Below are 18,384 nucleotides of genomic sequence, written 5' to 3'. Positions count from 1 at the left end.
TATATACTCATCTAATACGAAGTGCAAATTATTTTAGCGGTGCAAAGTATCTAAATTGGTTTGGGTTACGGTAGTAATAAACCTGAGTTGGTTTATTGAAATCTACCACATAGGGTTTTCCCTTCATTTCGACCACGATATAAGTCTTTTTCTTATCGTCAGTTTCGAAGTCATAAAGGAATTTGTAACGGTCTTGTTTATAGAGGTCGCCTAACATTTTTTTATTTTTTACCGGCCTGCCAGGCACCTCGCCGACCGCCTTATAGTTATCCCAAAGCGAGTCCATTTCGATTCTTCCAAACATACTTACGCGCGAAAAATATCTCATCGCGGGAAAATCTTTGCGTGGCTTATTTAAAAGGGCCAGTGCGATACGAACGTTTTCTCTTCTTAAAAACTGTCCAACTTTGCTCATATCCGGACAGTAGATATGCAGGTTTCCAGGAATGTAAAAATAAGTAAAAGAGAACTCACCTTCTTTAAAAAGAACGTTGAGCCACTTGTAGTCTTTGGTTTTTAAATCTTTAGCAAGGTACTCATTAAGAGAATCCTCTGCTCCCATATTACTGTAGAAATCATTTGAGAAACGATTGATAACAACCTGAGCGACATCGCGTCTTTCAAGAGCATCCGGAGCATCTATGCGTCCGACTTCTGCATAAAGAATTGTTTCCAGTGCAAATAAGTACTGAAACAGTTCTGATTTTTTAGACCAGTATTCGTACGAAGCTGCTTCTTTTTTTAGGACAAATGCTTTCAAATTATAAAGTGATCTGGCACGTTCTTCTAAAACAGCAGCAATGTCTGTCGCTGTTGCCGTATCATTTACTTTTATTTTTTTACCATCTGCCAGGTCTTGGTAAAACGCCAAACTTCTCTCTGCTCTATCGGCCCATTCAACATAACGCTTACTCAAAGTTTCTTTCCCGAGATCAAGCAGATTTTGAAAATTAGTTAAGACAAATTTAAAATCTGATCTTTCATTATCTGTTAACAATGAGCGGTCTTTGTCTTTAGTTAATGAAAGATAAAGTGTATCAAAACCAGCTCTGATAACAGAGTCGTTGCGAACTAAGTTTTCATCGTACGATCCATCTTGCAAAACTCTTCTGCTTAAATAAATAGCATTCGCTTTAGAGCGCGCTTCTTTAGTCGCGACACCTTTGAATTTTTCATAATCAGCTCGAAGGACCAGATGATTCAAAGGGAATTTAAAACTTAAAAGATAAGGTGCTTGATTTTTTAAATTCTCCACTTCTTTCATGAGCTGGATGAATTGTTTTTGGGCCCGCTCTTCAATATCTTTTTTTTGCTCTTTGGTTTTGGCCAGGAACATATCTTTCTTAGCTTCCTGAAGAACCGCAACTTCGTTCTCAATTCTTTTTAGAGTTTGAGAAACTTCTTCAAAGCTTTCAACTTTGCTAACGTTACTCTCTTGAGATTTGATCCAAATAATTTTTTCTTTAATTAAAGGCAGAGTGGCCTTGATGGTTTTTTGATCGACCTTCTGATCCAATAATACCGGAATGAAATTTCCATCCCCTCTATATTTTGTATCGAGTTCTTTATAACTACTTTCCACACCAGGAGTGCAGGAAATATCCGAGTACTCTTTTTGAGCTTTTAAATATTCATTCAGCACGGCCTGATCAAGTTTACTCTTGGCCGCCCACGCAGGATTTGCGAGAATGAATAATAAGACAAAAATTGTTTTATGCATTCTTACTTTTTAAGATTTTTTACGAAGTCAGATTCCCAAAGTCCCAGACATGTTCCGTTGCTTAAAATCAAGATGACATTGCTCTCGCCTGTCACTTTCTCAATTTCAGTCATAAGCTCCGAAAGATTTCCGACAACACTTCCCGCGCGTCCTGATGCCTTAACTGCTTCGACAATTTTATAGATATCCAGGTCACCAACATTTTTTACACTTGTTGGTCTGGTAGGTTTGGTGAAAATAACAGAAGCTGCTCTTGATAAAGATGTTTCAAATTCTTTTTGAAAAATTGCACTTCTTGCTGTCGCCGAGTTCGGCTCCATAATAACGTGAATATTTTTCCCCGGGTATTTTGTAATGATCCCGTCCAAAGTTAATTCAACAGCTCTTGGGTGGTGAGCGAAGTCATCGATAACCAGAGCACCTTTATAAATACCGCGAACTTCCTGACGGCGCTTTACCATCTGAAGATCAGTGATCGCATTTGAGATTTGATCTTTAGTGAATCCTTCAGTTAGAGCATAAAGGATGACTGCTGATAAATTTAATACGTTATGTTTTCCGATTAAGTTTGTTTGAAAAACATAATCTTCTTTGTTGTATCTTAATTGAAACTTTGTTCCTTCTGGACCTGCTGATAAAAACTTCGGACCGATATCAGAGTTCTCTCCGTATCTCATCCAACGAGATTTATCTTCAGTGCTGAATTCGCTGTATAGTTCATTTGCCGCTACATAGTCTGAAGAGAAAATGAATTTCTTTTCGATATGAGGGATCGCTGCTCTAAACTGATCTTTAATGGCCTCAACAGATTCAAAAATATCTGCATGATCATACTCAAGTGAAGTAAGGATCATGTTATCAAGAGAGTATGAACGGAACTTTGAAATTTTTTCGAAGTAAGCTGAATCGTATTCGTCTGATTCAATGAAAAAGTATTTACCACTTCCAAGTCTTGAAGATGGACGACCTTCCATAACTCCACCGATTAAATAACCAGGATTAGCATTCATGTTTTCAAACATCTGAGTTGCTAAATATGTCGTCGTTGTTTTCCCGTGAGTTCCAGCGATACCAATCACATTCACTTCACTTAAAACCAAGGCCCCGATTGATGTTGGAAAAGAAGCGAACTTCACTCCCGACTCTTCAATCATCTTAGCGTCCGGCCCGCCATTTGGAATAACGTTACCAACAACAATTAAATCGAATGACTTTAAAAATGCCTGATCAATATTGTCGAGTTTATGAAGTGGGATTCCAGTTGATTCTAAATATGTACTCATTGGCGGATAAAAATTTGTATCCCCGCCTTCAACTTCAAAACCTTTTTCTTTTAGTAAACATGCAGCTGCACCCATTCCAGTTCCACAAACTCTGTAAAAAAACACTCGCTTAATATCTTTTTGAAGTTTTTTCAAAGCACTATAGTCAAGTTTGTTTGCTAAATTCATGAGTTTTCCTATCGGGTATTAGTTTTTTAGTTTCACAATCTTAACATATATATAGCTAAAACATAAGCCAAATGTTGCCGATGATATAGGGAGATTGGAGAGGAGAAAGAGTGAAATTTTTGGTTCAACATTTATTCATTTGTGCAGTGATTGTTTTAAGCAGTTGTACAACTGTTCCAAATCGATTTCCTGCGGAAGCTGAGAACACTCTCTTCGATGCCGTCTTTTCAATTCCGAAAGGAAATATTCCAAGTGAAAAAAGTTATAAAGAAAATTTTACAAATGAACTCACTTTTCAACAAGAAAGAATAGAAGCTTTTAAGCTTAAAATTGAACTGATCGAAACAAAAAGTCTTGCTGGAGATGCAGCTTATAAAATTGAATTATTAGTCGATCCCAAAACAGGATTATTAACTTATAAAGTATTTCATATACCATCGGCATTCAATGACCCCATTGCCTCATACCATCTGCTCGATTTCCTAAGTCATATTATTACTTCTGAACAATTTTTATCTCCCTATTCGACTTTCGAACTTTATTATAATGCCAAAAATGGTGACCCCATAGCACTTGAAGCATTCTATAAACTTCACGATCAAAAGAATCACTTCATTAACCAAGAGGCCAGTCCTTTTTTTGAAAGTGAAGGTTACAAAAAAAATAAGCATAATTTACAAAAGTTAAAAGTAGAACTTAACTCACAAATTAAAAAGTTTAAGGCCGAACGTGCAACTAAGCGCACAGAAAGAAAGATAGGTCTGGATGCTTTAGATAAAGCACCTGAAGGCAAACAATTTAGAATGCTTGTTGCTAAGGGCGATCGCGCTGGTGCAGCTGCTATCATAAAAAAATATCTTCCATGGGAAGCGATGGCGCCATTTGAAAAACAATTCTGGGAAAATTACCTTGCAGTCATGGTGAATCCAGTTCCACTTGCAGAGCGAGTTTTAATTTATCGAGGCCTGGGTGATGACTTCGTCAACCGTGCCTACGTTGGAGGAAAAGAGCTTTCAGAAAAAGAAGCCATTCTTCAGAATAAGGCCTTTTTTATGTCATCTGTGATGATTAAAAATCAAGGGTCATGGAACCGTAGACTACGCTCATTGGAAGCAATGAATGAAAAATACATTGTTGAAATTAATGGAACCAGTGAATTTTCACAATCGGCACGCATTACATCTATGTTTTTAAATCACTCTGCCAATCCACAAGGCAGCCCATTTTTATCTTTTAGCCCGGCCATGAGTGTTGCTGAAGGTTTTGTTGGTGGAAAAGAAAGAGTGTCCGGATATCTTTTTGATCCAAGAATTCTTTCCTTCAATTATACATCGGCCTTCGAAGAAGAGATTGAATACCTCGTCCCTCTCACGACATTTCCTGATGAACTAGTCGGGATCCTCGATCAAGATTTAACTCCTGGTGAATACAAGATCTATCACAATGAAGAGTTTATGAATAAGAGACTCGAAAAACTTATTGCAAGCGTCTATGGTGAAAATAAAAAATCTGAAGTTGTTGGTAAAATAAAACAAAACACTTATGACTTTTTTAAAGGCAATTACGCTTTTATGAAAAATCCTGAAATTCAAGATATTGGAAAATCTAATTTAACTTTTTATAAGAATTTTTTAACTAAAAATGATCCTCAACCAGCTCTTTCTCCTACTGGAGAACTAGACTGCAAGAATCTCATTAAATTTTTCTGGGTGGCTAACTAATGAAACTAACATCTCTACTTATTATTCTCTCACTCTTTATTTCCAGTTGTGCCAATTGGGAACGTGGTGTTTCGACTCCGTTTTCAAGTGTAAGCAGACTTCCCGCTTCTGCGGTTGATGAAATTACTTACTACCTGTCTGTAGATAAATTTAAATATTATTTAAATGAATACTCAGTTGCTCAGGAAGGAAAAATTCCTGATTCAATTATTGCTCACCTACGCGGAGTAACGATTGAAGAAATCATGAATTCAACTATTGATCCAGAAGCTCTAAAAGATGCTATCAACTATGACAAGATTATCTGGAACATGCTTCAGGAAGAAAAACTTACTACTGGAGTCACCGAAGCTCAGCTGAAATGGGGATACAATTTCTTCAAAAATAAATTAAATGAAGCTTTCGCTCTTGCTCCAAGTAAATTAGATATCGCTTTAAGCCTTCCAAGTACGAGCTCAGACATCGATAAAGGTTTAGTTGTTGTTCCTGAAGTTCTAGCTCCAGAAGATATGACTCTGGACTCTGGTCACTATATTTCAAACCGTACGACACGTGCTATTTTTTGGGAAGCTAACCAAAACAATCGTCCGATTGAATTCCATTTAGGTGACAGCCGCGAATTCTTAAAAGAGCTAAAAGATAAAAATGGAAAACTTCTCTATGAAGTTAAGCCTTTCGCGAAAAACTATAACAAAATTTATATTATTCAATACCCAGGTGAAGCGACTTACCGTTACGCCATTACTAACATTGGTGGACAGGATCGTCTTGATCACTTATCACACCAAATTTCTCTTTCTAATTTGAAAGGTGAACAACTAAAAGGAAAAGTTTTAGTTAAAGGTGATATCAAAAAATTTCATGCCTCAAAAGCTGAAGAACACGCGCTTCAACTTAGACTTCTTCCACAGGCCGACAGAGTTATCATCGGTCAAAAAGAGTCTATTGATGGAAAGTTCAACCTCTTCTGGAAAGTAAAGGCCTTAAAAAATCTCTACGATGAAGATGAAGCCGCCTTTCAAGCAAAGATTTCTTCTCTTGGTGACAAAGATAAAGCTAAGTTTTTTGCTATGATGAACAATACGAGCGGATATGAAACCCTTTTTAAAGATAAAAAAATCGTAGAAGACACTTATGCTCTTTTTGAAAAAGAATTCGCAGCTAAACCAAATATGGTTCCAGGGAAATTTAAAATTTACAACTACGATAACTTCACAATTGAAATGTGTGATTACGTTTTTACAAATTCTGATAATAAAACCGTTCGCTGGAGGGTTGTCTCTAACGTTTGGGGAGATGAAGTTATTCCTATCGCTGAAGCTTTAAAGCAAACTGGCCATACTAATGTGACTTACATGGGTACAGCTGGGGCCTTTGCCACGAAAGGATATAAGGTTGGAGACCTGGTCTCTCCTTCCACTGTACGCGATGGAGAGAATGCTCTTCCAATGCAATCAACACCAATGAAAATCGAAGGAGCAAAATACGGTGGTTCAGTTGAACACGTGGGATCTCCTTTTGAAGAAAGTAATGCATGGTTAGCGAAAGCTCAGGCACGTTCTGAGTTTGTTGAAGTTGAAACATCTTATTTACGTCGTATTTTTAATGGCCCTCAGGATAATTTGGAAATCTTTTTACTGATTTCTGATATTTTAGGAAGTGATACAGAAACACTTGCCCACGCTAGCAGTTCGAAAAGAAAAAATGCTCAGAACAAACTTCTGGCAAAATTATTTGAAAGAGATTCAAGAGGACTTCCTGCTCCGATCGCTTTTGAAGCTCTTGACCCTGCTATCAAATTAAAAAATTTAGTTTTTAAAGTGCTGGAAAAAAAGACGGCTGCTTTCCGTTACTATGTTTATTCGAGCTTGAAAAATAAAGGCGTGGTCACTGAAAAAGAAATCCTGGACTTTGCTGCTTCAAAACAATCTTTTACAGACTCTTTCCTTCTGGATCGCTTAGTAAAAATTGGTGAAGTCGTTCACGAAATAAAAAAATCATATCCGAATGCCGGTGAATTCGAAGTGGCCTTCTCAAAAAGTCTGGTTGAAGGAACATGGAATCCCAAAGAAGAAAAACTAAATATTATTTTTAAAGCTAAAAACCCTCAGAGTGAATTAGTTTTAAAGCAGGCCCTATCAGGTAATAAGAAATTTATTGATGATATGAAATCTTATGCAAATCTTGATGTCAAAATGGGCATCGATGATCCGAATATGATTTGGATGAAGGTTCCGGAAAAAACGGATCCAGACTTCTTAGTAAAAATTTACGCTGTGACTGGATTTAAAAACGCCGGTCTTTATAAGAACGTTACTTACAATGGAAATATCACTTTAGACTTCTTGCCTACGTCTAAAGCTGCCAACGCTCTAGAGGCATTTTATCAAGGTGTAGGACTAGTCCCCGCTAGTACGAAAGACCTTGGTGGAACTTGTTTGCAAGCTATGCAGAGATTTTTACAACTTATGTAAACTCACTGCTCGGGGAATAGATGAAGTTTTGTGGTTACGCCATTTTTTTATTCATGTCACTGCTGCTGCAGAATTGTGATAACAATATCACTATTGCAACTGCGCCCTCGCGCCATATTGCCAGTGATTTCGTAGAAAAAATTAACGGCAAAGAGAGCATCTCTAAAGGAGTCAGTGAATTTTTAAGTGAAGAGCAAAATCTTCACAACAAAGATCTCTGGGGAAAACATGCCTTTGCTTCAGGGACGGATCCTAAGTATGTTCCTGAAAAAAATCCTAAATTTCCACTGCCTTACTATTTAATTCCAGAATCGGATGCAAAATTTCTTTATTCAAAAGGCCTGGATGCCAAAATTGCCGATCAACTCTATTTATTAGTCAGCGGTGTAAAATATTATAAATTATTTATTCACCCTGAATCAGAAGACCAATTCTCTTTTTTAAAAAATGCTTACCGTTATATTGGGCCGATTGAAACAGAGTTCATGGCCTCTCCAACTTCAAGCTATAGCTCACTGATTGTATGGAATCAAAGTAGTAAAAGAAAACCTTTTATCGTAAAAGTCAGTCTGAATAAAACAGCAGATAGTATTAGTGAAAATGAGGTTGAACGCTCAATTGCCAATCAAAGAGTCTTTGAACACATTGGATCTGATAAATTGGCCCAGATGAATGTCAAAATCTTTCCAGAATCAGGTGGGCTCATCTTCAATCGACAAACGGGAAGCTCTTCCGAAAAATTAGGTGGCCAGCTCATTAAAGAAATCCCTGAAGAAATTATTAGTGGAAAAAATAAATGGTTTTCATTTTCTGCCTTAATGAGTCCGAATCGTCAGCCTCACCCGCTTATTATAGATGTCATTAAAAAAAGTGGTTTGAACTCTTACGCCTTTTTTGAAGAGTATATGATCACAAGCTACCTTACGATGTTTGAAAATCTCTCTCTTAAAAATGGCATTAATTTTGAGCCACATTCACAAAATTTAGTTTTTGAAACGACTCCTGATTTAAAACCAACAGGCAAATGGGTCCTACGTGATTTTGGTGGAGTCTGGACAGATCCAGTGGCCATGGCCGGAAATGGTGGACCACTTGAAGTTTACATGAATGCTGGTAGTGCTGCTAAATACAACCTACGTGGTGGTAGAGGAAACTATATTAGTAGTTACGCCTTTTTCTATAAACGCCAGGTCTTCGATCTCCTACTTGCTGAAGTTGCAAAATACGATACGTCACTCACTGTCGCTAAAGTAGATGAGCTCAAAGGAAAAATTGACAAGATGTACTTGAGGCAAATCAATTCATACTTAAAGCTGAATTTAAAATACGCTCCAGATATGTCGACTTATCAAAAAATTGAACAGATTGTTTTAGATCAAACCACTCTCGATAATAAAATTAAAAAGAAACCTCTCAAAGATAGTTCTGAGTTGCGTGCTTTTTTTGAAAGAAAAAAGGCCAACCAGGAGTGGATTAATTTATCTAGTCAGACCAATGGTAAGACGACTTATTTCTTAACTGACCATGCCGTCTATGAACTCATCGACAATAAGATTGTAGGTCTCGCCCTGTTTAATCAAATTGAGATTGAAACTTATAAGACCAACGAGGGTATGCAAGATGGATTTTTAAAAGATTTTCAGTATAGGCCTCGTGTCGGCTGCTTTGGAATGATTAAAAATTTCTTTCGTTAGCCCCGCTAATTAATTAAACTTGCTACATTCATAAGAAACCCTATAGTCGTTCGGCTGCCATCCTATTGATTTCATTGTGTAATTTTTACAGAAATCTTCTGGGGTAATTAAAAATCCTATATATTCTCCTTACAAATTTTTTATATAAAGAGGTTATATTATGAAAGCACTTATTCTAAGTTTACTAGTTCTATCATTCGCTGCTCATGCAGATGAATCAACAACAACTCGTTCGTACAAAAAAATCAGTTCGGTTGAAGCAGTAGTAACAATCACTGAAGAAAGCAACGAAGGTACTCAGGCAGCAATCTACATTGATGGAATCGAAAGCGATCGCTTTTTATCTGACCTGGCAGCAGATAAAAACTCTCCTTTGGCCAAAGCTATTGCAGAAATTGAAATGGAAAGCTGTGGAGAAGTAAGCACGTCACCATTAGAGTATATCGAAGGATGTGGATCTGTTGAAATCACGAATTCAGTTCAAGTATCTTACGGTAGAGGTGGATGGGCCTCAGCTGGTCAATCTTCTATTTACTTTGTTGGATTTAGATTTGATGGAACAGGAAATATGTTTGATTCTAGTTACATGATTAAAGTTTCAGAAAGCGTAGAAGCTCAAACTGATGTTAATGGTGAATACAATGGAACGCTTTTAAAAGTTTACTCTCTTGATAAAGTAACAAAACTACCTGAAGAATTAAAATAAAAAATCTTCTTATAAAAAAGGCCCTGCAAAGGGCCTTTTTTTATTTCCAGTTTTCTATTCTAAATAAAACACAACCTGACTCACAACTCTCACCTTCTTCTTCAATGACGTCTCCGAATCGTAGTCATTAATCGGTGAGCCAATCGAAAACAACCCTTGAGAGGCATTCTTAATATCCCCTACTTTCGCCCCAGCATTCACCGCAAAACTCTGCGCTGCCGCTTTAGCATTTTTCGTAGACTCTTCAAGCATCTTAGGTTTAATCGAATTTAAATCAGTAAAAAAGTAACTGATCCTGCTACTTGAAAGTGCCACACCTTTACTCAAAAGCTCGTCCGTCTTTTGACTTGCCAGCACCAGCTTATCAATTTTTTTACTAGTTACAACAAACCCACCACGATAAACAAAGCGTGCCCCTTTTCTTTCCCCATACTCTTGAGCTTCTTTATCCGTAATGTTCCCGGCATCTTTTTGAATTTCTTCTTTTGAAAATCCCTGTGCTTCTAAAAAGGCCAGTGTTGCTGCCTGAATTTCAATAGTCTTTTTATTCAAGTCCATCATATTGTCTGAAGCTGCATTCACCGTTAACGACCAGCGGGCTTCATTAGAATCAACAATTCTCTCTGACAAACCTTTCACTTCAACCACTCTGTCGAGCTTCTTGAACTGAATAATACCGTTGCCGATAAAAAATCCACCTAAGGCCACACCAAAGGCCACTATCGCACTAGAAATTGAATTCATTACATCCTCCAGATAGCAGCACCAAGTGCTTTTCTTAATTTAGTAAGTCCCGATCTTTCGTACCAATATGTTTGAGTAGCATTCGTTAAAATCACAGCACCGATATTTGTTTCCGGATTTATCCAGAAAGATGTTCCAGTGAAACCTAAATGGCCAAACGTCTTTGTCGTCGCTCCCTTTCCTGCAAGTGTGTTTTCCGGGTCCATCACATGATCAAATCCCATCACAAAACGGTCTTCGTTTTTGTGAGTCTTAAAAGCATTCAACATCTGTTCATTCATTGAAGCTTTCTGATTTAAATTAATCAATGATCTACAAAGTCCGTCAATCGTTGCAAACAATCCAGCATGAGAGACAAACTCAGCAATGTTAAAGCAATTATTGTCATGGACCTGCCCGCTTATAATCTGCTTATTTCTAATCCCGTACTCAGGCGAAAAAGCATTCTCAGGCAGCTCCATCCAGTGAACCAATTCGGGATCGAAATAATAAGAACATAATTCTTTTAACTTCTTACCGGATTTCTTTTCAATTTCCAGCATACATCTCAGCGATGAGTAATCTGAGTACAATGTAGGTGACAATTTCACATCGTAAGAAAGAATTTCTTCTCTCCACGTTTTTTTTGATAATAATCCCCCGCTTGGAAGACCTGCGGTGTGATTGAGTAGTAAGTTACTTTTTTCATCAAATACTTCCGGAGACTTTAATCTCACGGCCGAATTGGTTAAGGCCTTTGTTAAACTCGCCAAATCAAAATAGAGATAAGGTTTTTCAGACACAACATTGGTTGCGCTAATTTCAAAATTTTCAAACTTTTGATTTTTAAAATCAATGACACCGACTGCAAGCGAGTCGAAATGTTGATCTTCTAATAAACTAAGGGCCGAATCTAATAATTGATTTTTCATGCAATAAGTTTAACATAAAAAGATGAAAACTCTATTAGCAGTCTCTGGTTCTAATCGTTCAAGCTCAAAAAACTCTCAGATCCTTCGTCATATAAAAGAAGAATACGCTGGAGTCACTCAAGTTGAGATCTTTGACGCGATTGATGGTCTTCCGCATTTCAATCCTGATATTGAATTTGCTCCCAATGATGCTCTCTTCAAATGGAGAAAGGCGCTGATTCAAGCAGACGCTATCCTTATCTCTACTCCCGAATACGCTCATGGAATCCCTGGAAGCCTTAAGAACGCTCTTGATTGGATCGTTGGCAGTGGTGAACTGATGGATAAAAAAGTTGGTTTGATCTTCTCTTCAAGTTCAGAAGCGATGTTTGTTCAGGCGCAATTATTGGAAGTGTTAAAGACGATGTCGGCGAGAGTGAGCACTGAGTGGAGTTTTAAAACTTCAGGTGTTGAAGTTACACCTGAAGTTAAAAACATTATTGAAAAATTACTTATCTAATTTGATCATTGTTCTTACGATTTTGTCAGCACGCTCATACGTATCGCAAACAACGATAATTTTATTCGTTGAAAACTCAACAGTCTTAGCAAACGTTTTATCCGCAAGTTTTTTCTTACTTAGCATAATTCTTGTTTTATCAGCTAATTTCTTTGTAGCTCCTTTTGTGTGATAAACAAAAGTCACCAGGCCATCTTTATTGATCATCATTGGAATGTTATTTTCGCTAACAACATAAATAGGAGCAGTCAGGAAATCACCTGCTCTTTTACTGATAACTGTATTTGCCAAAATCGTCATCCCACCATTCTTATTAAGGAATTTTTCGAATTCAACGTTAGCATTTTCTTTTGTCAGGTCTACATCCGGAACAGCAAGTGTCACTTCATCTGTGATAGCTGGATCAATTGACAATTTTTTATTAGTTAATCTTGAATAAAGATCAACACAAGCATTAACCCCTTCGCATCTTTCAGCATAAGAGTTAACTGAGAATAAACATAGAAGTGTAAAGATAGATAGTAACTTCATAAAATCCTCCCTAAAAAGCAAAGGGCCATCACTGGCCCTTAGTGCTTACTAATTATTTTGTATTTCTAATCGCTGCCTGAGCTGCTGCCAATCTTGCGATAGGCACACGATAAGGCGAGCAAGAAACGTAATCAAGTCCAATCTTATGACAGAACTCAATCGATTTCGGCTCTCCACCATGCTCTCCGCAAATCCCAAAGTGCATATCAGGATTAGCTTTGCGCCCTTCAGTTACTGCATGTCTCATTAAGAAACCTACACCTTCCTGATCGATAGAAACGAATGGATCATTTGGAACCAGACCTTTACTAACGTATTCAGGTAAGAACTTTCCAGCATCATCACGAGATAAACCAAACGTTGTTTGAGTTAGATCGTTTGTACCAAAAGAGAAGAACTCTGCATGTTTTGCAATTGATCCACCCATGATGGCAGCTCTTGGAAGCTCGATCATTGTTCCGATTTTGTATTTTACTTTTTTACCTTTTTCTTTAAACACTCTTTCAATCTCAGCGATTGCTTCTGATTTAAGAAGACTTAATTCACCTTCAACTGCCACAAGAGGGATCATGATCTCAGGGTAAACATTGATTCCTTTATCAGCACAGATCAGTGCAGCTTCGATGATCGCTTGAACTTGCATGCGATAAATCTCAGGGAACGTTACACCAAGACGGCATCCTCTGTGTCCAAGCATTGGGTTGAACTCATGAAGTTGCTCTCCACGATTTTCAATTGCTTTAAGATCTAATCCAAGACTTGTAGCAAGTTCTTTTTTATCTTCTTCAGAATGAGGAAGAAACTCGTGAAGAGGTGGATCTAAAAGACGAATATTTACTGGAAGATTATTTAATACCGTAAAAATTCCAACGAAATCTTCTCTCTGGAAAGGAAGAATTTTCGCCAGTGCTTTTTCTCTATCAGTGACAGTGTTAGCAAAAATCATTTCACGAACAGCAAGGATTCTATCTTTTTCAAAGAACATATGTTCTGTACGAGTCAGACCAATACCTTCAGCGCCAAACTTAATGGCCACTTTAGCATCTTCAGGAGAATCAGCATTTGTTCTTACACCAAGCTTTCTGAATTCATCAGACCACTTCATGAAAGTTGCAAAGTCGTCAGTGATAGCAGCATCGATTGTTGGAACTAGTCCTTCAATAACTTCACCTGTTCCACCGTCGATTGTAAGGAAGTCACCTTCTTTATAAACTTTTCCACCAACAGTTAATGTACCAGCTTTTGCATCCACCATAAGAGCAGAACAACCAGCAACACAAGGTTTCCCCATTCCGCGAGCAACAACCGCTGCGTGAGAAGTCATCCCTCCTCGAGCTGTTAAAATACCTTGAGAAGCGACCATTCCGGCAATGTCTTCTGGAGAAGTTTCCTGGCGAACCAGAATAACTTTCTTTCCTTCTTCGTTCATTGCATGAGCATGCTCACTTGTAAAAGCAATCATACCACCGCCAGCACCTGGAGATGCTGGAAGACCTTTAGCGATAATTTTCTTAACTGCTTTTGGATCTAATCTAGGGTGAAGAAGTTGGTTTAAATCTTCAGGACCAACTCTTAGAAGTGCTTCTTGTTTTGAAAGAATCCCTTCTGAAACCAGGTCAACGGCAATCTTGATTCCAGCTGCTGCAGTTCTCTTTCCGTTTCTTGTTTGAAGAATATAAAGTTTTTTATTTTCAATTGTGAACTCAATATCCTGCATGTCTTTGTAGTGAGCTTCCAGTTTTTTATAAACTGTCGTCAGGTCCGCGAACGCTGCTGGCATTGCTTCTTCAAGAGTCTTGAAGTGTTTGTTTGAATCGTTCTTTGAGAAATCGTTAATTGGTTGAGGAGTTCTGATTCCCGCAACAACGTCTTCACCTTGAGCATTGATTAAATACTCACCGAAGAATTTTCTCTCTCCAGTTGATGGGTCACGAGTAAAACATACACCAGTCGCGCAGTCCTCACCCATGTTACCAAAAACCATTGATTGAACGTTTACTGCTGTTCCCCAGCTATGAGGGATATCGTAAATCTCACGGTACTTAACAGCTCTTGGATTTCCCCAAGAATTAAATACTGCAGACACTGCTAACCACAATTGCTCCATTGGATCAGTTGGGAAAGACTCACCTGATTCTTCGAGAATAATTCTCTTGAATACTGTTACCAGTTCTCTTAAATCAGCTGCTGATAATTGAGTATCTTCATGAACTCCACGTGCTTCTTTTAAATCTTCAAGAGTTGCTTCAAGAAGAGAAACGTTGAAATCCATAACAACGTTTGCGTACATTTGAATGAATCTTCTATATGAGTCCCATGCAAAGCGGTCGTTGTTTGTTAATTTTGCTAAACCTAAAACTGATTGATCGTTAAGACCAAGGTTTAAAACTGTATCCATCATCCCCGGCATTGAAGCACGAGCACCTGATCTAACAGAAAATAGAAGTGGATTGGCATTGTCACCAAACTTCTTTCCAGTCATCGCTTCAACTTCAGTGATTGATTTAAGAACTTGCGCTCTTACGTCCTGGTTGATGCTTTTCTTGTTCTTCTCATAGTCCAAACAAGCTTCAGTCGTTACAGTAAATCCTGGCGGCACTGATAGTTTTAGCGAACACATCTCGGCAAGGTTTGCACCTTTTCCACCAAGAAGATCCTTCATGTCTTTGTTCCCTTCTGTCTTTTCTGCGCTGAAGAGATACACCCATTGCTTTGTCATTTATACACCTCGGTTAATTAAGGCCAAATTAAAATTTAAATTTATCTTTTAAATAATTTTGTACGTTAGCAATACCAATTCTCTCTTGAGTCATTGTATCGCGGCTTCTGATTGTGACTGCATGATCGTTTAATGTATCGAAGTCTACAGTAATACAATAAGGAGTTCCGATCTCATCCTGACGTCTGTAACGTTTTCCGATTGATCCAGCTACATCGTATTCTGATTTGTAGTTAGCACTTACATCTTCAAATAATTTATTTGAAACTTCTTCAAGTTCAGATTTTTTAGAAAGCGGCATGATCGCAGTTTTGATCGGAGCAAGTGCCGGGTGGAACTTCATTACCGATCTTTCTTTATCTGGATCCCCTGCATTTTCTAATCTGTAAGCATCACAAAGAATAGCTAGTAAACATCTGTCTGCACCAACTGAAGTTTCAATTACGTATGGAAGATATTTTTCGTTATTAACCTGGTCAACATAGTTCATATTTTTACCAGAGAATTCCTGGTGTTGTTTTAAGTCGAAGTCTGTACGAGAGTGAATCCCTTCCATCTCTCCCCATCCCATTGGGAATTCATATTCGATATCTGTAGCAGCGTCAGCGTAGTGAGCTAATGAATCTGGTCCATGTGGTGCCCACTTAATTTTTTCAGCGCGCAGACCATTTTCAACGTGCCATTTCCAACGTGTTTCTTTCCATTGCTCCATCGACTCTTTTTGAGTTCCTGGTTTTACGAAATATTGCATTTCCATTTGTTCGAACTCGCGAGTTCTGAAAATGAAGTTACCTGGAGTGATTTCATTTCTGAATGCTTTACCGATTTGAGCGATACCAAATGGTAATTTTTTTCTCATCGTTGTTTGAACGTTTAAGAAGTTTACGAAAATCCCTTGAGCTGTTTCTGGTCTTAAATAAACCATTGAAGAAGTATCTTCCATTGCTCCCATTTGAGTTTTAAACATCAAATTGAATTGGCGTACATCTGTGTATGATTCTTTTGATCCACACTTAGGGCATGGTTTCGTCATATCGATATTGTCTGCTCTGAATCTTTCTTTACAAACTTTACAGTCGACCATTGGATCAGAAAATCCGTCAACGTGACCAGAAGCTTTCCAAACTGTTGGGTGCATAAGAATTGAAGCATCGATACCTACTACGTCTTGACGTAGAGTCATCGATTTCCACCAGCGAGCTTTTAAGTTATTTTTTAACTCAACTCCATACGGTCCCATATCCCAACATGAATTCAATCCACCATAAATTTCTGATGATTGAAAAACAAATCCACGCTGCTTACACAGGGCCACTAAGTCACTCATTGATTTTAAATTGCTTTCATTAGACACGCTAATTCTCCAGGCTATATATATGAAAATTTGTCTCTAAAAGATTACTTTTTAGCTGGGTATTTGTAATTAAAATTTTTGATTTAAATGACTGGAATACCGCCCCAGATAACACCGAGCGGTATCCAATGGAAGGCCTAGGCCTTTAAAGAAAGCTCATAAAGTTTTTTATACTCGCCATTTTTCGCGATTAGCTCAGCGTGCGGCCCTTCTTCGACTAAACGGCCGTCTTTTAAAACGAAGATTCTATCGTAATCCTGAACAGTCGAAAGTCTGTGCGCTACAGCGATAACAGTTTTATTCCCAGCAATGGCCTCAAGGGCGCGCTGAACAACTTTTTCAGATTCATTATCAAGAGCACTCGTCGCTTCATCAAAAAGCAGGATATCCGTATTCTGTAAGAATGCGCGGGCAATCGTCAGGCGTTGCTGCTGACCACCAGAAAGCTTCGCTCCCCTGTCGCCAATCACCGTTTCAAGCCCATTTGGAAGTTTATCAACGAACTCAGAAGCATAAGAAACTTCCAGCGCTTTTCTAATTTGTTCATCTGTAAACAATCCACCGATAGTCAGGTTGGATCTAATAGTATCGTGGAATAAAAAAACATCTTGAGACACAAGTCCAAAGAGCTTTCTAAGCGGCTTCAATTCAATTTCAGAAAGCTTTCTTCCGTCGATTGTGATTGAACCATTATCAATTGGGTATAACCCTAAAAGAAGATTTATCAGCGTCGATTTTCCAGACCCAGATAAACCAACAAGCGCGATCTTCTGTCCTTTTTTCACTGAGAGACTTAGGTTTTTTAGAACTTCGCCTTCACCATAACTAAACGTTACATCTTTAACTACGATTTCAGATTCAAAGTGTTTCACTTCATAAGTTCCACGATCAACTTCTTCATCAAGATCTAAAATTTGATTGATACGATCAGCAGCAGCTAGTCCTTGTCCAAGTTTTACATTGGCCTGAGAATACTTTCTGATTGGATCCATAAGTAGAGCAAGAGCTGCTACGAACTGAATGAAATCCCCGATCGTCATCGCTCCTGATTTAATTCTGAAGTAAGCAAAAACAATCACACAAGAAAAAGCAATCGCTCCCACAAGTTCAACGAATGGATGGGCAATCTCTTCAACTTTCGATGTTCTCATCGTATAATCGAAATAATAATTTTGTGATCTGATAAAACGACTCATAACAAATTCTTGAAGGTTAAACGCCTTCGTTACTTTGTGAGCAGATAAACCTTCACTTAGATTGTGAGTTAATTCAGCACGGCCTTCCTGAACTTCAGATTGGTTTGCTTTAACTTTTTTCCCACTTACCTGGAAGATAATAACAAACAACGGCCCAACAACTAAGATAACTAGAGTCAGTTGCCAGTCACTGTAGATTGCAAGTCCAAGGTACACCAGGGCCTTTACCGGCTCTCTGATAATATCAACGATAGCTCTAAACGATTGAGCAAAAATCTCAGCGTCGTTCAAAATTGTCGAGAGCATGCGCCCTTGTTTATTTTGATTGTAAAAAGAAGTTGGCAGTCTTTGAAGTTTAGCAAAAAGTCTCGCTCGCATATCCGAGTTCATTTTTTCGCCAACAAATCTCATCCAGTAGAAATGATAATATCTTGTCGGAAAATTTAAAATCCCTACAAATAAAAGTAGTCCTGCAAGTGTCAGTACTTCGTTTAACGAAGAGTCACCGCTTAGACCTTTATCAAAAATAGGTTTAACTAATTTAACCTGAGCTCCGGCAAGAGCAGCAAGTACGAATGATAATAAGAATGAAGCAATCGCCATTTTCTTATAAGGTTTAAGATACGGCCAAAGCTGTTTAACAAGTTTTTTAATCATGCCCTAC

General features: G+C 38.0%; 13 protein-coding genes. 5 read left to right on the top strand and 8 right to left on the bottom strand.

What is annotated here, in order from left to right; genetic code table 11:
* Positions 1-28: 28 nt before the first annotated feature.
* Both SHI21_RS11235 and SHI21_RS11230 read right to left on the bottom strand, forming a co-directional pair.
* Entirely contained in the window at positions 29-1,720 is a 1,692-nt protein-coding gene (locus SHI21_RS11235; RefSeq protein WP_323576679.1) for a hypothetical protein, read from the bottom strand.
* Positions 1,721-1,722: 2 nt separating this feature from the next.
* Entirely contained in the window at positions 1,723-3,171 is a 1,449-nt protein-coding gene (locus SHI21_RS11230) for a UDP-N-acetylmuramate--L-alanine ligase (protein WP_323576678.1), read from the bottom strand.
* A gap of 110 nt (positions 3,172-3,281) precedes the next feature.
* Between SHI21_RS11230 and SHI21_RS11225 the strand changes: the two genes are divergently transcribed.
* From SHI21_RS11225 to SHI21_RS11210, 4 genes are all read left to right on the top strand, one after another.
* The gene (locus tag SHI21_RS11225; protein WP_323576677.1) at positions 3,282-4,892 is read left to right on the top strand and encodes a hypothetical protein; all 1,611 of its coding nucleotides are present in this window, start codon (positions 3,282-3,284) and stop codon (positions 4,890-4,892) included.
* Positions 4,892-7,366, top strand: coding sequence for a hypothetical protein (locus SHI21_RS11220; protein ID WP_323576676.1), 2,475 nt, complete (start codon positions 4,892-4,894; stop codon positions 7,364-7,366). The genes SHI21_RS11225 and SHI21_RS11220 overlap by 1 nt, the downstream gene beginning before the upstream one ends.
* A 20-nt stretch (positions 7,367-7,386) precedes the next feature.
* Complete coding sequence (locus SHI21_RS11215) at positions 7,387-9,060, top strand: IucA/IucC family siderophore biosynthesis protein (RefSeq protein WP_323576675.1); 1,674 nt, start codon at positions 7,387-7,389, stop codon at positions 9,058-9,060.
* Positions 9,061-9,220: 160 nt separating this feature from the next.
* On the top strand, positions 9,221-9,766 hold the full coding sequence (locus tag SHI21_RS11210) for a hypothetical protein (RefSeq protein ID WP_323576674.1): 546 nt from the start codon (positions 9,221-9,223) through the stop codon (positions 9,764-9,766).
* Positions 9,767-9,820: 54 nt separating this feature from the next.
* Here SHI21_RS11210 and SHI21_RS11205 read toward each other — a convergent pair whose 3' ends face one another.
* Together SHI21_RS11205 and SHI21_RS11200 are read right to left on the bottom strand one after the other, a co-directional pair.
* Complete coding sequence (locus SHI21_RS11205; RefSeq protein ID WP_323576673.1) at positions 9,821-10,510, bottom strand: SIMPL domain-containing protein; 690 nt, start codon at positions 10,508-10,510, stop codon at positions 9,821-9,823.
* Positions 10,510-11,421, bottom strand: a complete 912-nt coding sequence (locus SHI21_RS11200) for a serine hydrolase domain-containing protein (protein ID WP_323576672.1) — start codon at positions 11,419-11,421, stop codon at positions 10,510-10,512. The genes SHI21_RS11205 and SHI21_RS11200 overlap by 1 nt, the downstream gene beginning before the upstream one ends.
* A gap of 22 nt (positions 11,422-11,443) precedes the next feature.
* Here SHI21_RS11200 and SHI21_RS11195 point away from each other — a divergent pair, with 22 nt between their 5' ends.
* Positions 11,444-11,920 carry an NADPH-dependent FMN reductase gene (locus SHI21_RS11195; RefSeq protein ID WP_323576671.1) on the top strand — a complete coding sequence of 159 codons (477 nt, stop codon included), beginning with the start codon at positions 11,444-11,446 and terminating at the stop codon, positions 11,918-11,920.
* Here the strand turns inward: SHI21_RS11195 and SHI21_RS11190 are convergent.
* From SHI21_RS11190 to SHI21_RS11175, 4 genes are all read right to left on the bottom strand, one after another.
* Positions 11,909-12,451 (bottom strand): hypothetical protein, encoded by a 543-nt coding sequence (locus SHI21_RS11190; RefSeq protein ID WP_323576670.1) that lies wholly within the window; start codon positions 12,449-12,451, stop codon positions 11,909-11,911. The genes SHI21_RS11195 and SHI21_RS11190 overlap by 12 nt on opposite strands.
* A gap of 52 nt (positions 12,452-12,503) precedes the next feature.
* Positions 12,504-15,170 (bottom strand): pyruvate, phosphate dikinase, encoded by a 2,667-nt coding sequence (gene ppdK, locus SHI21_RS11185; protein WP_323576669.1) that lies wholly within the window; start codon positions 15,168-15,170, stop codon positions 12,504-12,506.
* Between the two features lie 28 nt (positions 15,171-15,198).
* Positions 15,199-16,497: a glycine--tRNA ligase gene (locus SHI21_RS11180; RefSeq protein WP_410198826.1), complete on the bottom strand. Its 1,299-nt coding sequence runs from the start codon at positions 16,495-16,497 to the stop codon at positions 15,199-15,201.
* Positions 16,498-16,661: 164 nt separating this feature from the next.
* On the bottom strand, positions 16,662-18,377 hold the full coding sequence (locus SHI21_RS11175; RefSeq protein ID WP_323576667.1) for an ABC transporter ATP-binding protein: 1,716 nt from the start codon (positions 18,375-18,377) through the stop codon (positions 16,662-16,664).
* Positions 18,378-18,384 lie beyond the last annotated feature (7 nt).

This window comes from Bacteriovorax sp. PP10, assembly GCF_035013165.1.
Taxonomy (GTDB): domain Bacteria; phylum Bdellovibrionota; class Bacteriovoracia; order Bacteriovoracales; family Bacteriovoracaceae; genus Bacteriovorax; species Bacteriovorax antarcticus.
This window is presented reverse-complemented; position numbering and strand designations above follow the sequence as displayed.